The organism is Massilia sp. HP4 (genome assembly GCF_005222695.1).
Lineage (GTDB): Bacteria > Pseudomonadota > Gammaproteobacteria > Burkholderiales > Burkholderiaceae_D > Telluria.
On the sequence record NZ_STGG01000047.1, the window covers coordinates 108635 to 123260 of the forward strand.

The 14626-nt window shown below is 65.0% G+C and carries 14 protein-coding genes; 9 read left to right on the forward strand and 5 right to left on the reverse strand.

Features of this window, described 5'->3' with window-relative positions:
• Positions 1-167 precede the first annotated feature (167 nt).
• From grpE to E8M83_RS17490, 5 genes are all read left to right on the forward strand, one after another.
• Complete coding sequence (gene grpE / locus E8M83_RS17470; RefSeq protein ID WP_137174623.1) at positions 168-743, forward strand: nucleotide exchange factor GrpE; 576 nt, start codon at positions 168-170, stop codon at positions 741-743.
• 122 nt (positions 744-865) lie between these two features.
• Positions 866-2821 carry a molecular chaperone DnaK gene (gene dnaK, locus E8M83_RS17475; RefSeq protein ID WP_137174624.1) on the forward strand — a complete coding sequence of 652 codons (1956 nt, stop codon included), beginning with the start codon at positions 866-868 and terminating at the stop codon, positions 2819-2821.
• A gap of 116 nt (positions 2822-2937) precedes the next feature.
• Positions 2938-4071 (forward strand): molecular chaperone DnaJ, encoded by a 1134-nt coding sequence (dnaJ, locus tag E8M83_RS17480; protein ID WP_137174625.1) that lies wholly within the window; start codon positions 2938-2940, stop codon positions 4069-4071.
• Positions 4072-4272: 201 nt separating this feature from the next.
• Positions 4273-4971, forward strand: coding sequence for a carbonate dehydratase (can, locus tag E8M83_RS17485; protein ID WP_137174626.1), 699 nt, complete (start codon positions 4273-4275; stop codon positions 4969-4971).
• Positions 4949-5317, forward strand: coding sequence for a nucleotide pyrophosphohydrolase (locus E8M83_RS17490; RefSeq protein ID WP_137174627.1), 369 nt, complete (start codon positions 4949-4951; stop codon positions 5315-5317). The genes can and E8M83_RS17490 overlap by 23 nt, the downstream gene beginning before the upstream one ends.
• 115 nt (positions 5318-5432) lie before the next feature.
• Here the strand turns inward: E8M83_RS17490 and E8M83_RS17495 are convergent, their stop codons facing one another.
• Entirely contained in the window at positions 5433-6002 is a 570-nt protein-coding gene (locus E8M83_RS17495) for a PEP-CTERM sorting domain-containing protein (protein ID WP_137174628.1), read from the reverse strand.
• A 407-nt stretch (positions 6003-6409) separates the two neighbouring features.
• Here E8M83_RS17495 and E8M83_RS17500 point away from each other — a divergent pair, with 407 nt between their 5' ends.
• Both E8M83_RS17500 and E8M83_RS17505 read left to right on the forward strand, forming a co-directional pair.
• On the forward strand, positions 6410-7168 hold the full coding sequence (locus E8M83_RS17500) for a gamma-glutamyl-gamma-aminobutyrate hydrolase family protein (RefSeq protein WP_137174629.1): 759 nt from the start codon (positions 6410-6412) through the stop codon (positions 7166-7168).
• A gap of 97 nt (positions 7169-7265) precedes the next feature.
• On the forward strand, positions 7266-8636 hold the full coding sequence (locus tag E8M83_RS17505) for a glutamine synthetase family protein (protein WP_137174630.1): 1371 nt from the start codon (positions 7266-7268) through the stop codon (positions 8634-8636).
• Positions 8637-8650: 14 nt separating this feature from the next.
• Here E8M83_RS17505 and E8M83_RS17510 read toward each other — a convergent pair whose 3' ends face one another.
• The 3 genes from E8M83_RS17510 to E8M83_RS17520 form a co-directional block, all read right to left on the reverse strand.
• Positions 8651-10111, reverse strand: a complete 1461-nt coding sequence (locus E8M83_RS17510; protein ID WP_137174631.1) for a sodium:solute symporter family protein — start codon at positions 10109-10111, stop codon at positions 8651-8653.
• Positions 10112-10225: 114 nt separating this feature from the next.
• Complete coding sequence (locus E8M83_RS17515) at positions 10226-10963, reverse strand: LytTR family DNA-binding domain-containing protein (RefSeq protein WP_137174632.1); 738 nt, start codon at positions 10961-10963, stop codon at positions 10226-10228.
• Positions 10964-10967: 4 nt separating this feature from the next.
• Positions 10968-12026, reverse strand: coding sequence for a sensor histidine kinase (locus tag E8M83_RS17520; RefSeq protein ID WP_137174633.1), 1059 nt, complete (start codon positions 12024-12026; stop codon positions 10968-10970).
• 176 nt (positions 12027-12202) lie between these two features.
• Here E8M83_RS17520 and E8M83_RS17525 point away from each other — a divergent pair, with 176 nt between their 5' ends.
• Both E8M83_RS17525 and E8M83_RS17530 read left to right on the forward strand, forming a co-directional pair.
• Positions 12203-12979 (forward strand): DeoR/GlpR family DNA-binding transcription regulator, encoded by a 777-nt coding sequence (locus E8M83_RS17525; RefSeq protein WP_170976850.1) that lies wholly within the window; start codon positions 12203-12205, stop codon positions 12977-12979.
• A complete protein-coding gene (locus tag E8M83_RS17530) occupies positions 12976-14124 on the forward strand; it encodes an MFS transporter (RefSeq protein ID WP_137174635.1) in 1149 nt (382 codons plus the stop codon). Before E8M83_RS17525 ends, E8M83_RS17530 begins: the two co-directional genes overlap by 4 nt.
• On the opposite strand, the gene thpR is transcribed toward E8M83_RS17530, so the two are convergent.
• Positions 14114-14626 (reverse strand): RNA 2',3'-cyclic phosphodiesterase, encoded by a 513-nt coding sequence (thpR, locus tag E8M83_RS17535; protein ID WP_137174636.1) that lies wholly within the window; start codon positions 14624-14626, stop codon positions 14114-14116. The two genes, E8M83_RS17530 and thpR, sit on opposite strands and share 11 nt — an antisense overlap.

A 14626-nucleotide genomic window follows, 5' to 3' on the forward strand; every position in this document is an offset into this window, starting at 1 on the left:
GCTAAAATGCCAGGTTGTTGGTGCTGGGCGCCGTATTTATGGCGTTTTCCGATGACACCTCTGCAATTCCCCTTGAAATTGTAGGAGATCGCCCCATCTGGGGCGCTGTGTATCGATCAGGATACGTTTTCAACTCAGCCAAGTCCTTGATTCTAGGAGTTTTTCCGATGCAAGACCAAGAAAACAAAGAAGTGATTGACCAGCAGAGCAGCGAGGCGCCTGGCGCTGACGCCGTTGCCGGTGCAGACACTCAAGCAGAAGCGCCGGCCGCTCCATTCGCCGTGCCGGGCCTCGAAGAACAGCTGAGCGCGACCGAAGCGAAACTGGCAGAAATGCACGACGCCTTCATGCGCGCCAAGGCCGAGGCCGATAACATCCGCCGCCGCGCCCAGGAAGACGTCAGCAAGGCCCACAAATTTGCCATCGAAAGCTTCGCCGAGGCCATGGTGCCGGTGCGCGACAGCCTGGAGATGGCCGTCAAGGTCGAAGCCCCGACGGTCGAGTCGATCAAGGAAGGCGTCGAAATGACCCTCAAGCAGCTGACCGCCGCCTTCGAAAAGAACCGCCTGGTCGAAGTCATGCCGCAGCCGGGCGACAAGCTCGATCCGAACAAGCACCAGGCCGTGGCCGTCGTGCCATCGGAGCAGGAAGCCAATACCGTGGTCGCCGTGCTGCAAAAGGGCTATATGATCGCCGACCGCCTGCTGCGTCCGGCCATCGTGACCGCCGCGGCGCCGAAATAAGGAGCGGCAGCATGCATCTGTGTGTGTTCTGACTGACGCTGTCAACTGAACCACTTGAAAGCACGCTGCTCCTTCCCAATATTGAATCCATCAGAAATTCACAAATACTAAAGGAACACATCATGGGCAAAATCATCGGTATCGACCTGGGCACCACCAACTCCTGCGTCGCCATCATGGAAAACGGTACCCCGAAGGTGATCGAGAACGCCGAAGGCGCGCGTACCACGCCGTCGATCATCGCCTACCAGGAAGACGGCGAGATCCTCGTCGGCGCGCCGGCCAAGCGCCAGGCAGTGACCAATCCAAAGAACACCCTGTTCGCCGTCAAGCGCCTGATCGGCCGTAAATTCGACGAAAAAGAAGTGCAGAAAGACATCTCGCTGATGCCGTACGCCATCGTCAAAGCCGACAACGGCGACGCCTGGGTCGGTGTGCGCGACAAGAAACTGGCAGCCCAGCAGATCTCGGCTGAAGTCCTGCGCAAGATGAAGAAGACTGCCGAGGACTACCTGGGCGAAGAAGTCACCGAAGCCGTCATCACCGTGCCGGCCTACTTCAACGACTCGCAGCGCCAGGCGACCAAGGACGCCGGCCGCATCGCCGGCCTGGACGTCAAGCGCATCATCAACGAGCCGACCGCGGCCGCGCTGGCCTTCGGCCTGGACAAGACCGACAAGGGCGACCGCAAGATCGCCGTGTATGACCTCGGTGGCGGCACCTTCGACGTCTCGATCATCGAGATCGCCGACGTCGACGGCGAGAAGCAGTTCGAAGTGCTCTCGACCAACGGCGACACCTTCCTGGGCGGCGAAGACTTCGACCAGCGCGTGATCGACTACATCATCGACGAGTTCAAGAAGATCAACGGCCTGGACCTGTCGAAAGACGCCATCGCCCTGCAGCGCATCAAGGCATCGGCCGAGCGCGCGAAGATCGAACTGTCGTCGTCGCAGCAGACCGAGATCAACGAGCCGTACATCGCCATGGCCAACGGCGCCCCGGTCCACCTGAACCTCAAGATGACCCGCGCCAAGCTGGAATCGCTGGTCGAGGAACTGATCGCCAAGACCATCGAGCCATGCCGCATCGCCATCAAGGATGCCGGCGTGAAGGTCTCGGACATCGACGACATCATCCTGGTCGGCGGCATGACCCGTATGCCGAAGGTGCAAGAGAAAGTGAAGGAATTCTTCGGCAAGGATGCACGCAAGGACGTGAACCCTGACGAAGCCGTCGCTGTCGGCGCCGCGATCCAGGGCTCGGTCCTGTCGGGCGAGCGCAAGGACCTGCTGCTGCTGGACGTGACCCCGCTGTCGCTGGGCATCGAGACCCTGGGCGGCGTGATGACCAAGATGATCCACAAGAACACCACGATCCCGACCAAGTTCTCGCAGGTGTTCTCGACCGCCGACGACAACCAGCCGGCCGTGACGATCAAGGTCTACCAGGGCGAGCGTGAAATCGCGCAAGGCAACAAGAGCCTGGGCGAGTTCAACCTCGAGGGCATCCCGCCGGCAGCACGCGGCACCCCGCAGATCGAAGTGACCTTCGACATCGATGCCAACGGCATCCTGCACGTCGGCGCGAAAGACAAGGCCACCGGCAAGGAAAACAAGATCACCATCAAGGCCAACTCGGGCCTGTCGGAAGAAGAAATCCAGAAGATGGTGAAGGACGCCGAGCTGAACGCCGAAGAAGACAAGAAGGTCAAGGAAATGGCCGAAGCCCGCAACCAGGGCGACGCGCTGGTCCACTCGACCCGCAAGTCGCTGACCGAGTACGGCGACAAGCTGGACGCGGCCGAGAAAGAGAAGATCGAAGCGGCGATCGCCGACCTGGAAGGCGCGATCAAGAGCGGCGACAAGGCTGACATCGACGCCAAGACCGCGGCCCTGTCGAGCGCAGCGCAGTCGCTGGGCGAGAAGATGTACGCCGACATGCAGGCGCAGCAGGCTGGCGGCGCGGGCGCGGCCGGCGCGGCTGGCGGTGCCGGCGCAGCCGGTGGCGAACAGTCGGCCAAGCAGGACGACGACGTGGTCGACGCCGACTTCAAGGAAGTGAAGGACGCCAAGTAAGCGTCTCTGGCGCGGGAACCGACAGCATCCCGCGCATAGGCCGAGCCGACACCTTCACTGGTCATCGGCTCGGTTTTTTTGTTAGAGAATTCAGTAGATAACTTTAGGTGCCGACCATGGCGAAGCGTGATTTTTACGAGATCCTCGGGGTCGCAAAAGGTGCGTCGGAAGACGAGATCAAGAAGTCGTATCGCAAGCTTGCGATGAAGTACCACCCCGACCGCAACCCCGACAACAAGGAAGCGGAAGAGAAGTTCAAGGAGGTCAAAGAGGCCTACGAGATGCTGACCAATCCGGAGAAGCGCGAGGCGTATGACCGCTACGGTCACGCCGGCGTCGATCCGAACAGCGGCATGGGCGGGGGCTTTGGCGGCGGTGCGGGCGGCTTCGGCGATGCCTTCGGCGACATCTTCGGCGACATCTTCGGCGGCGGCCGCGGCGGCCGCGGTGGCGGTGGCCCGCAGGTGTACCGCGGCGCCGACCTGCGCTACAACCTCGAGATCACGCTGGAGCAGGCGGCCCACGGCTTCGACACCACGATCCGCGTGCCGAGCTGGGACAAGTGCGACACCTGCCACGGCAGCGGCGCCAAGGCGGGTACCCAGCCCGTCACTTGCACCACTTGCGCCGGCCACGGCCAGGTGCGCATGCAGCAGGGCTTCTTCAGCATCCAGCAGACCTGCCCGAAATGCCATGGCAGCGGCAAGATCATCCCCGAGCCGTGCGCGGCCTGCGGCGGCGCCGGACGCATCAAGCGCAACAAGACGCTCGAAGTGAAGATCCCGGCCGGCATCGACAACGGCATGCGCATCCGCTCGTCGGGCAACGGCGAACCGGGCACCAATGGCGGACCGCCGGGCGACCTGTATGTGGAGATCCACATCAAGCAGCACGCGGTGTTCCAGCGCGAAGGCGACGACCTGCATTGCGAAATGCCGATCTCGTTTTCCAAGGCCGCCCTGGGCGGCGAGATCGAGGTGCCGACGCTCACCGGCAAGGTCTCGTTCACGGTTCCTGAAGGTACCCAGACCGGCAAGACCTTCCGCCTGAAAGGCAAGGGCATCAAGAACGTGCGCTCGGGCTATACCGGCGACCTGTTCTGCCACGTGGCGGTCGAGACCCCGGTCAAGCTGACCGACAAGCAGAAGGACCTGCTGCGCGAGTTCGAGCGCCTGACCACCGAAGGCGGTTCCAAGCACAGCCCGCAAAGCAAGGGCTGGATGGACAAGGTCAAGGACTTCTTCGAATAAGCGGCTTTACTGAAACCGCCGAGCGGCACACGCCCTCGGCGGTTTTTTTTGCCCCGCCGCGACGCCGCCGCACGCCACGCAACGCTGTTACACTTCACGTAATTTTGAGGAGCACCGCCGAAGCGCCCGCACGAGATGGGCCAGGCAACGTCGGCCGGAAACTTCCCGCCCGACGGCAACACGACAATATAAGGAATCACGATGGACAAGTACAAGACCAAGGGACTGACCGCGGCGGAACTGTTTGAACGCAACCGGACCTGGGCCGCTTCGATGGTGGCCGAGGACCCGAACTTCTTCAAGGCGCTGCAAGACCAGCAGGCGCCCGAATACCTGTGGATCGGCTGCTCGGACAGCCGCGTGCCGGCCAACGAATTGCTGGGCATGGCGCCGGGCGAACTGTTCGTGCACCGGAACATCGCCAACGTGGTCGTGCACTCCGACCTGAACTGCCTCTCGGTGCTGCAGTTCGCGATCGACGTCCTGAAGGTCAAGCACATCATCATCTGCGGCCACTACGGCTGCTCGGGCGTGCATGCGGCGCTGACCGACATCCGCGTCGGCCTGGCCGACAACTGGCTCGGCCACGTGCGCGATGTGCGCGAAAAGCATGGCAAATACCTGGGCAACGTGGCCGGCCGCGCCGCCACCAACCGCCTGGTCGAACTGAACGTGGCCGAGCAGGTCATGAACACGGCCCACACCACCATCGTGCGCGACGCCTGGGAACGCGGCCAGCCGCTGACCATCCACAGCTGGGTGTACGGCGTGCACGACGGCCTGCTGCGCGACCTGGGCATCACGGTCAGCAGCTTCGACGAGATCGCGCCGAAGCTCGAACGCGTGCTCAACGGCTACCTGGACGACGGGGAAGTGCGTGAAGAACGCCGCGGACAGTGATCTCGCGCGCCTGCGCGATATCGTTCGTACGTTCGTGGACGAGCGGGACTGGGACCAGTTCCACACGCCCAAGAACCTCGCCTCGGCCTTGAGCGTCGAGGCGGCCGAGCTGCTGGAGCATTTCCAGTGGCTGCAGTCGGGCCAGCTTGGCGAGCTCGGCGCCGCCAAGCTGCAAGAGGTGCGCCACGAGATGGCCGACGTGCTGGTCTACCTGGTGCGCCTGGCCGACAAGCTCGACGTCGACCTGTTCGCAGCCGTCGAAGAAAAAATGGTGCTCAACCGCGCCAAGTACCCGGCCGACAAAGTGCGCGGCGACGCGCGCAAATACGACGAATACAAATCGTAGGGTGGAAGGCTTCGCCTTCTACCCGTCCAACCCACGCCGGATATCTCCCGGCTCCACATCCGCAAAAAGCCGGCCCCGATCGGGATGACCGGGGCCGGCCGTTGCACGCGCGCGATCAGGCCTGGCGCATCTTCCGACGACGCGCAGCCGCCAGGCCCAGCAGGCCGGCGCCAAGCGTGAACAGCGTGGCCGGTTCGGGCACTTCGGCCGCCGGCAGCGCGTTGATCGTGGCCGTCAGGGTCGAGTAGGCAAACACCACGTCTTGCGGAACGACGCAGCCGAAGATTGGGATGCAGGTGCTTCCCACGCTGATGGAAACGTTCAGGAGGCCGCTCTCGAGCAGCGATGTCACCAGGTCGAAGGTATAGACAGCGCCTTCGTAGGTCACGTTCTGGACCGTCCTCGCATCGTTGCCGCTAAAAAGCAGCGTGACGGTTTCGGGGAACTTCACCCAGCCGCCGTCGGTCACGTCGAACAGGCCGACGTCCAGCTTCGCCGATTCGATGACTTGCGTCTCAGGAACGCCGAACCGCGTCAGGGTATGGGTGTAGTTATAGGGGAAACCCGTGACGACAGGAACAGGGAGGAACGGCGTATGCGTGTCGGTAACGACGATTGCTTGCGCAGCGCCTGCGCCGAACACGGTCAATGCCACAGCGGCCAGCAAGTTTTTCAGGACTTTCATGGTTTTTCTCCGTTTTGGTTTTATATCGAGTCAGTTTCGCTTCATGAGGAAGCGAGAGTCACTATGCAATTCGCGTGCCACTGATGAGCACTTGATTAGAATCAACGAGTTACCCGAAGAGCATGGAAGTTTCATCGACGGTATGTAAGTTTGCTCGACACCATGAATTGATAACCGGAGGCTTGGCGTGAGGTCTTTTTCCAACATTTAATTGGACAGTAGCTATTTCGTGATGGCCCCGTAACGTGTGGGCAGGGCTCGCCGGTTAACGTTAAACTTTTGACATGGAATCGTAGTTTCTAGCGGACCGGTGCGAGGTGGATGCCCTGTGCCCAGTCTGGATCAAAAGGCCCTCGCGCCAGGACCGGCTTGCTGCGGTCGCGCGCGTTCATCACAAGGTAGAGACCATGCGCCCCATCGTCATCGTTCCCGCATGCACGCGTGATTTCGGCGAGCACCCGTACCACGCGGCCCAGCACAAGTATGTCGACGCCGTCACCCTCGGCGCCGATTGCGCTTCGTTCATTCTTCCTTCGCTCGGCGCGAACCTGGACCTGGAAACCCTGTTCGGCACCATCGACGGCATCATGCTGACCGGCTCGGCATCGAATGTGCATCCCAGTTATTACTCTGAAGAAGTACTAGATCCATCGCTGCCGCAGGACCCGGCGCGCGACCAGACCACCTTGCCGCTGATCCGCGAAGCGGTGCGGCGCGGCGTGCCGATCATTGCGATCTGCCGCGGGTTCCAGGAGATGAATGTGGCATTGGGCGGCAGCCTGCACCAGGCGGTGCAGGCGGTGACGGGCAAGTTCGACCACCGCGAGAATCCCGAACTCGGCATGGACGAGCAGTATGGCGACGCCCACAATGTTTCGCTGTGCCCGGGCGGCCTGCTGGACCGCATCCTCGGCGTGCCCGAGATTCCCGTCAATTCGCTGCACGGGCAGGGCGTCAATGAACTGGCGCCCGGCCTGACGGTCGAAGCCCTTGCAGAAGACGGCCTGGTCGAAGCATTCACGGTATCGAACGCGCCGGGCTTTACGCTCGCGGTGCAGTGGCACCCCGAGTGGCGCATCCAGCACAACCCTTATTCGATGAAGATGTTCGGCGCCTTCGGCCAGGCTTGCCGCGAGTATCGCGAACGCCGCGTGGGCGGCGCATGAATGGCAAATGAGTGGCAAATGAGTGGCAAATGAGTGGCAAATGAGCGGCCAATGAGCGGCACATGAACGTCTTCGTTCAACGACAGTGAGAGACACAATGGCAATTCGCGACAATTTCAGCTATACCGATATGGAAGAGTGGCTCGACGCAAAGCGGGTCACCGAGATCGAATGCCTGGTGCCCGACCTGACCGGGGTAGCGCGCGGCAAGATCCTGCCGCGCGTAAAATTCACCGACGACCGCGGCATGCGCCTGCCCGAAGTGGTGCTGGGCATGACCGTCACCGGCAATACGCCCGAGCGCGATGCCGCCTACGAGCGCGCCATCTCGAGCATCGACCGCGACATGATCCTCAAGGCCGACCCTACCACCATCACTATGGTGCCGTGGGCGGCCGATCCTACCGCGCAAGTGATCCACGATTGCTATTACGCCGACGGCCGGCTGGTGGACTTCGCGCCGCGCAGCGTGCTGCGGCGCGTGCTCAAGCTGTATGAGCAGCGCGGCTGGAAGCCGGTGGTGGCGCCCGAGCTCGAGTTCTATCTCACCGCCAAGAACATCGATCCCGACCTGCCGCTGGCGGCCCCGATCGGCCGCAGCGGCCGCGCCGAGACCAGCCGCCAGGTGTACAGCATCGACGCGGTCAACGAATTCGATCCGCTGTTCGAGGACATCTACGATTACTGCGAGATGATGAACCTCGATGTCGACACCCTGATCCACGAGATCGGCGCCGGCCAGATGGAAATCAACTTCCAGCACGGCGAGCCGCTCGGCCTGGCCGACAAGGTCTTCTATTTCAAGCGCACCCTGCGCGAGGCCGCGCTCAAGCACGATATGTACGCCACCTTCATGGCCAAGCCGATGGCCGGCGAACCCGGTTCGGCGATGCACGTGCACCAGAGCGTGGTCGACGCCGAGACCGGCAAGAACATCTTCAGCAACGACGACGGTTCGCCGTCGACGCTGTTCCAGCAGTATATCGGCGGCCTGCAGCGCTATATGCCGTCGGCGATGGCGATCGTCGCGCCCTACGTCAATTCCTACCGCCGCATCGTGCGCGAGACGGCGGCGCCGATCAACCTACAGTGGGGCATCGACAACCGCACCGTGGGCTTCCGGGTGCCGGTCTCGGGCTCGCAAGACCGCCGCGTGGAAAACCGGGTAATCGGGGCCGACGCCAATCCCTACCTGGCGCTGGCGATCACACTGGCCTGCGGCTACCTTGGCATGACCGAGGCGCTTGAACCGTCAGCGATGGTCGAAGGGAACGCCTACGATATGCCGGTGGAGCTGCCGCAGGGGCTGTCCGAGGCGATCACCCTGCTGCGGCGCGAGGACCGGCTGCGCGACGTGCTGGGAGAGAGGTTCATCGACGTGTACACGGCGGTGAAGGAGCTCGAGCATCGCGAATTCATGCAGGTGATCAGCCCTTGGGAGCGGGAGCACCTGCTGCTGCATGTTTGATTCAACGATCGCGATCAGCCCTGCGCTTCCAGCACATCCTGCGTCTGCCCACGATTCTTGAACACCTGCGGCGCCAGCGACCCCGCCACCATGCCGACGAAGGCCGCGATCAGCCCCGCCAGCTGGCCCGGGAAATGCTCGCCGAGCGCCGTGATCTGCTCGAAGAACAGGATCCAGGTAAACAGCCCCGCGCCAATCGAGAAGATGGCGCCCTGGGTGGTGGCGCGCTTCCAGTAGATGCCCATCACCAGCGGAATGAAGGCGCCGACCAGCGGCACCTGGTAGGCGCCCGACACCAGCTCGTAGATCGAGGTGCCTTCCATCGCGATCGCGTACAGCAGCACCAGGGCCGCGAACACCACGATCGAGATCCGCATCGCGAACAGCTGCTCACGGTCGGTCATGCCGGGCCGCAGGTTCTTGAGGATGTTCTCGACAAAACTGGTCGACGGCGCCAGCAGGGTGGCCGACGAGGTGCTCTTGATCGCCGACAGCAGGGCGCCGAAGAACAGGATCTGCATGAACAGCGGCATCTGCGTCATCACGAAGGTCGGCAGCAGGCGCTGGTAGTCGTTCTGCGCCAGGTCGAGGGCGGTACTGCCCATCACGACCACGGCGGCGGCCACGATGAACATCGGCACGAAGGCGAACACGATGTAGCTGGCGCCGCCGACGATGGCGCCGGTGCGCGCGGTCGGCGCGTCCTTGGCCGACATCACGCGCTGGAACACGTCCTGCTGCGGGATCGAGCCGAACATCATCGTGATCGCGGCGGCGATGAAGAACAGGATGTCATTGAAACTCGGCTCCGGCAAGAAACGCCACAAGTCGGCCTGCTGCGCCATTGCCAGCACATTGCCGGCGCCGCCGGCCAGGTCGGCGGCGAACCAGGCGATCACGCTCATGCCCACCACCAGCACGATCATCTGGATGAAGTCGGTCACGGCGACCGCCAAAAAGCCGCCCACCACCACATAGATCAGCACCGTCAGGGTGCCGACGATCATGCCCACGGCCGGCGACATCGCGCCCGCGGTCAGCACCGTGAACACCAGGCCCAGCGCGGTGATCTGGGCCGCGACCCAGCCCAGGTAGCTCATGATGATGGCGACCGAGCAGAACACCTCGACGCCCTTGCCGTAGCGCTGGCGGTAGTAGTCGCCGATCGTCAGCAGGTTCAGTTTGTAGAGCCGGGCGGCGAAGAACATGCCGACCAGGATCAGGCACATGCCGGCCCCGAACGGATCCTCGACCACCGCGTTCAGGCCGCCCTGCACGAACTTGGCCGGGATGCCCATCACGGTCTCGGCGCCGAACCAGGTGGCGAAGGTGGTGGTGATCACCATGACCAGCGGCAGGCTGCGGCCGGCGACGGCGAAGTCGCTGGTATTCTTGATCCGCGTGCCCGCCCACATGCCCAGGGCAAGCGTACCGAGCAGGTAGAGCGCGACGAAGGAAATGAGGGTGATATTCATGCTGGTGAATGCTCCGGGGCCAGGAATTATTATCGGGCGGAAAATCCGCGATTATAAAGGCAGAACCCGGCGGTATGATCAGATTGCGCTGATTTGTTTTCGTGAAAATGCGGTCTAGATCGCCATCTCGCGCAGCAGCTTGGAGGCCTCGCGGTTGGCCCCGATGCAGGCGCCGTCGCGCATGCGGATCTGCAGCTGCGACTGTTCGTCGGCGCGCATCGACTCGACGAAATCGAGGTTCACCAGCGCCGAGCGGTGCACGCGGATGAAGCGTTGCGGGTCGAGCTGGGTTTCCAGCTCCGAGATCCCGATCCGCACCAGGAAATGCTGGCCGCGCGCCACGATCACCGTGTACTTCGAATCGGCCTTCATGTATTCGATCTCGCCCACGGCCAGCGGAAAGATGCGGCCGCGGTCGCGTACCAGGATGCGCTCGAGCCGCGCCGGTGCGCTCGCCGCCCGTGCCAGCGCGTCTTCCAGCGCCGGGCGCTCGTGCGCCGCGCCTTCCATCAGGCGCGCCACGCTGGCCGCGAACCGCGCCCGCGTGAAAGGCTTGAGCAGGTAGTCGACCGCGTGCAGCTCGAAAGCGGTGACCGCGTACTGGTCGTAGGCGGTGGTGAACACGATTTGCGGCAGGTAGTCGAGCCGGCGCAGCACTTCGAGGCCGGTCATCTCGGGCATCTGGATGTCCATGAAGACGACATCGGGCCGCAGCAGCCCGATGCGCTCCAGGGCGCTGGCGCCATCGGCGGCTTCGCCCACCAGGCGCAGGCCTGGATGGGCATAGATGGCGTCGCGCAGCACGTCGCGCGCCAGCGGTTCGTCTTCGGCGAAGAATACGGTCTTGGTCATGGTGTCAGGCAAGGGGCAAGGTGATGCAGGCGGCGAAGCCGGCGCCGGGACGGGAATCGATGGCCAGTGCAGCGCGGCCGGCGTAGTCGAGTTCGAGACGGCGGCCGATGGTGCGGATCCCCAGGCCGGGCGAGGCGGCGATCGTGTCTTGCGCGGCGCCGGGACCGTCGTCGCGCACCGTCAGGCGCAGCAGGCCGGCATCCAGGTCGCGCCGGCCTTCGATGCGCAGCATGCCGGGCCGGGTGTAGGGATTGAAGGCGTGCTTGATGCTGTTCTCGATCAGCGGTTGCAGGGTCAGGGCCGGCAGCACGAAGTCGCCCATGTCGGGATCGACATCCCACTGCACCTGCAGGCGCGTCCCGAGGCGCAGCTGCTCGAGCTCCAGGTAGTCGCGCACGAACTGCAGCTCGGCATCGAGCGTGACGCGGTCGGCGCCGCCGCGTTCGGTGTCCAGCACATAGCGCAGCATGTCCGAAAACTGGAATAGCGCGGTCTCGGCCGCGGCCGGATTGCGCTGGGTGAGGGCGATGATCGAGTGCAGGGTATTGAACAGGAAGTGGGGATTGAGCTTGCTGCGCAGCGCGCCCAGCTCGGCGGCGACCAGCAGGGTTTGCGCCTGCTGGGCCGCCAGCGCCTGGCGCTGGGCGGCGGCATTGGCGCGCACGGTCTGGAAGATGCCGGCCATCAGGGCGTAGCCCATCACGCTGTACATCAGCGGCCAGGCATGCCAGGACAGCGGGCGCCCGTCGCCCTTTTGAAGTGACAGGATGATCAGGTGCGCAAAAATCGCGAAGGCGACGGCCCCGGCCAGGTGGATGGCCAGGCGCGCGCCGGTGGACAGGTCGCGCCGCTCCATCCAGCCGGTGAGCGGCCATACGAGCGCCAGCAGCACGCCGCCGGAACCGGTGGTGACGAAGGCATAGGCGATCAGCATCGGATCGAACCGCCCGGCGGCCAGCTCGTCGGCCTGTACCACCAGGCCCACCAGGACCACATAGGTGACCCAGGCGCCGATATAGATGCGCCACATGGGCGAAAGTGACATGGGCTTGGTGAAGTTCATTCCCGCAGTATCGTCGAGATCGGGCCGCCTGCGCCATGCCATGCGCCCGGATGCGGGAATATGGCGCGAATTGCCAGCTACGCGTGACGAGTCGCGGCGGTGCGTGTTTTTGCATGTTGTTGCACGAATCTGCATGTTTGCGTAAAGTGAGGCACCGAATTCGAAGGAGCGAACCCATGCAATTGCCAGAAGAACGGCGCCAGATGATCGTCGACGCCGTCGAGCGCGAGGGCCGGGTGCTGGCCGCCGAACTGGCGGGCCGGCTGGCGGCGTCCGAAGACACCATCCGGCGCGACCTGCGCGACCTCGACGCCGCCGGCCTGCTGCGGCGCGTGCACGGCGGCGCGGTGCGGCTGCGGCCGGCGGCGAACTTCGGCGCGCGCGCCGAGACCGACCTGCCGCGCAAGCAGCTGCTGGCGCAGGGCCTGCGCGCCTGCATCCGTCCCGGCGACACGGTGCTGGTCGACGCCGGCTCCACCCACCTGGCGCTGGCGCGGCAGCTGGACGACGGCTGCGCCGCGGCCATCGTCACCAACAGTCCGCAGATCGCGCTCGCGCTGGGGCATTTCCGGCGCACGCGCATCGTGCTGCTGGGCGGGACCTACCATCCCGACGAAGGCGCGACCTATGGCGCTGCCACCCTGGCCGAAGTCGGGCGCCTGCGTCCCGACCTGGCCCTGGTCGGCGTCTGCGGCGTGGACGTCGAGCGCGGGCTGGCGGCCTCGAACCCTGAAGAAGCGGCGCTCAAGCACGCGATGCTGGAGGCCAGCGCACGCTGCGCCGCGGCGGTGCTCAACGAACGGTTCGACGACCGCGCGCCTTTCGTGTTCGGCGCGCTCGACCGGATCGACCAATTGGTGCTGGAGTGCGATGCGCCGCCGCCGGCCGTCGCCCGCCTGCGCGCGCTCCATCCTGCACTCGACCTCACATTCACCACCAAGGCCCAAGCATGACCCACGTCACCACTGCCATCCCCCGCGGCGTCGAGGCCGGCCGCTGGGCCATCTCGACCGTCTTCCTGCTCAACGGCGCCGGCATCGGCCTGTGGGCGGCCCATGTGCCGACCGTGCAGGCGCGCATGGGCATCGATACCGGCATGCTCAGCCTGGTGCTGCTCACCATCGCCGGCGGCGCCCTGATGGCGATGCCGCTGATGGGCGGCCTGACCGGGCGCTGGGGCACGCGCCGCATGGTGCTGCTGTCGGGCTTTGCCTTCGCCCTGATGACGGCCGTGATCATGAGCATGCCGAGACTGCCGCTGCTGTTCGTGGCGGCCTTCCTGTTCGGCGTGTCCAACGGCGCGCTCGACGTCGCGATGAACGCCAACGCCAGCGAGATCGAGACCGCGCGCGGCCTGCCGACCATGTCCTCGTTCCACGGCTTCTTCAGCCTGGGCGGCCTGTTCGGCGCCAGCCTGGGCGGGGTGCTGGTCGGCCAGGGCCTGGGCCATGGCGAAGGCGCGCTGATGGTGGGCGTGGCCACCGCCGTGGTGCTGGCCCTGACGGCGCCGCGCGTGATGGGCTTCGCCGCGCACGCCAGCGGCAGCCACTTCATGCTGCCGCGCGGCGCGGCGCTCGGACTGGGCATGCTGGCGCTGCTGTGCTTCGCGGTCGAAGGCGCGCTGGTCGACTGGAGCGCGCTGCTGCTGGAAGAGCGCACCGGCGCCTCGCCGGCGTCGGCCGCGCTGGGCTATTCGGCGTTCTCGATCGCGATGGCGGCCTGCCGCTTCGCGGGCGACCGCATCATCCTGCGTGTCGGCGCGGTGCGGGTGATGGTGATCGGCGGCCTGGCGATGTTCGCCGGCCTTGCCCTGGCGGTGCTCAGCACGAACTTCGTGGTCTCGAGCGCCGGCTTCGCCCTGGTCGGCCTGGGCGCGGCCAATGTCGTGCCGCTGCTGTTCGGCGCCGCCGCGCGCATCCCGGGCATGCATCCGGGCGCCGGCGTGGCGGCGGTGGCGACCCTGGGCTATGGCGGCCTGCTGCTGGCGCCACCGGTGCTGGGCTGGGGCGCGATGCACTCGAGCGTGATGGTGGCGCTCGGCGCGCTGTCGCTGTCGGGGCTCGTGATCGCGCTGAGCGCGCGCGTGCTCAAGAAGTAGGGTAGTGGCGCAGGACGGTGTAGATGCCGTCGCGCGATTCGACCAGCGCATAGCCGCCCACGTCCCAGGCGATCGGTGCGTCGATCCCGGGCAGGGCGACGTCGCCCGCGCGGCGCGCCATCGTGACGTGGGGCCGGTAGGCACGCGCCTCGGGCTGCAGGCCGAGGTCGGCCAGTGCCTTTGTCAAGCGCCCGTGCAGGGCCAGTAACTGCGGTGGCGTCGCCAGCGGCTCGAGCACAGCAATCCCGTGCGGCCATAGCACTGGCGTGCCGACGTCCAGCCGGAACGGTTCGAACGGCACGGAAAATCCATCCACGCATCCGGGCAGGCGCTCGGTCGGAACGCTGCCCAGGAAGTGCAAGGTCAGGTGCAGCTTGTCGGTGTGGACCGGCGTTGCTCCGCGCGGCCAATGCCAGGCATCGCGCGCTTCGCGCAACTGGTGGCGCACGGCAGTGTCGGGCCACAGGGCCAGGAACAGACGGGAAGTCTCCTGCTGGCCCAT

What these genes read in the sequence shown, in the direction of transcription:
- E8M83_RS17520 (WP_137174633.1), bottom strand. Translation starts at nt 12,026, where the DNA reads ATGAACTTCACCAAGCCCATGTCACTTTCGCCCATGTGGCGCATCTAT.
- E8M83_RS17510 (WP_137174631.1), bottom strand. Translation starts at nt 10,111, where the DNA reads ATGAATATCACCCTCATTTCCTTCGTCGCGCTCTACCTGCTCGGTACG.
- dnaJ (WP_137174625.1), top strand. Translation starts at nt 2,938, where the DNA reads ATGGCGAAGCGTGATTTTTACGAGATCCTCGGGGTCGCAAAAGGTGCG.
- thpR (WP_137174636.1), bottom strand. Translation starts at nt 14,626, where the DNA reads ATGGGCCAGCAGGAGACTTCCCGTCTGTTCCTGGCCCTGTGGCCCGAC.
- E8M83_RS17500 (WP_137174629.1), top strand. Translation starts at nt 6,410, where the DNA reads ATGCGCCCCATCGTCATCGTTCCCGCATGCACGCGTGATTTCGGCGAG.
- E8M83_RS17530 (WP_137174635.1), top strand. Translation starts at nt 12,976, where the DNA reads ATGACCCACGTCACCACTGCCATCCCCCGCGGCGTCGAGGCCGGCCGC.
- dnaK (WP_137174624.1), top strand. Translation starts at nt 866, where the DNA reads ATGGGCAAAATCATCGGTATCGACCTGGGCACCACCAACTCCTGCGTC.
- E8M83_RS17505 (WP_137174630.1), top strand. Translation starts at nt 7,266, where the DNA reads ATGGCAATTCGCGACAATTTCAGCTATACCGATATGGAAGAGTGGCTC.
- can (WP_137174626.1), top strand. Translation starts at nt 4,273, where the DNA reads ATGGACAAGTACAAGACCAAGGGACTGACCGCGGCGGAACTGTTTGAA.
- E8M83_RS17525 (WP_170976850.1), top strand. Translation starts at nt 12,203, where the DNA reads ATGCAATTGCCAGAAGAACGGCGCCAGATGATCGTCGACGCCGTCGAG.
- E8M83_RS17515 (WP_137174632.1), bottom strand. Translation starts at nt 10,963, where the DNA reads ATGACCAAGACCGTATTCTTCGCCGAAGACGAACCGCTGGCGCGCGAC.
- grpE (WP_137174623.1), top strand. Translation starts at nt 168, where the DNA reads ATGCAAGACCAAGAAAACAAAGAAGTGATTGACCAGCAGAGCAGCGAG.
- E8M83_RS17495 (WP_137174628.1), bottom strand. Translation starts at nt 6,002, where the DNA reads ATGAAAGTCCTGAAAAACTTGCTGGCCGCTGTGGCATTGACCGTGTTC.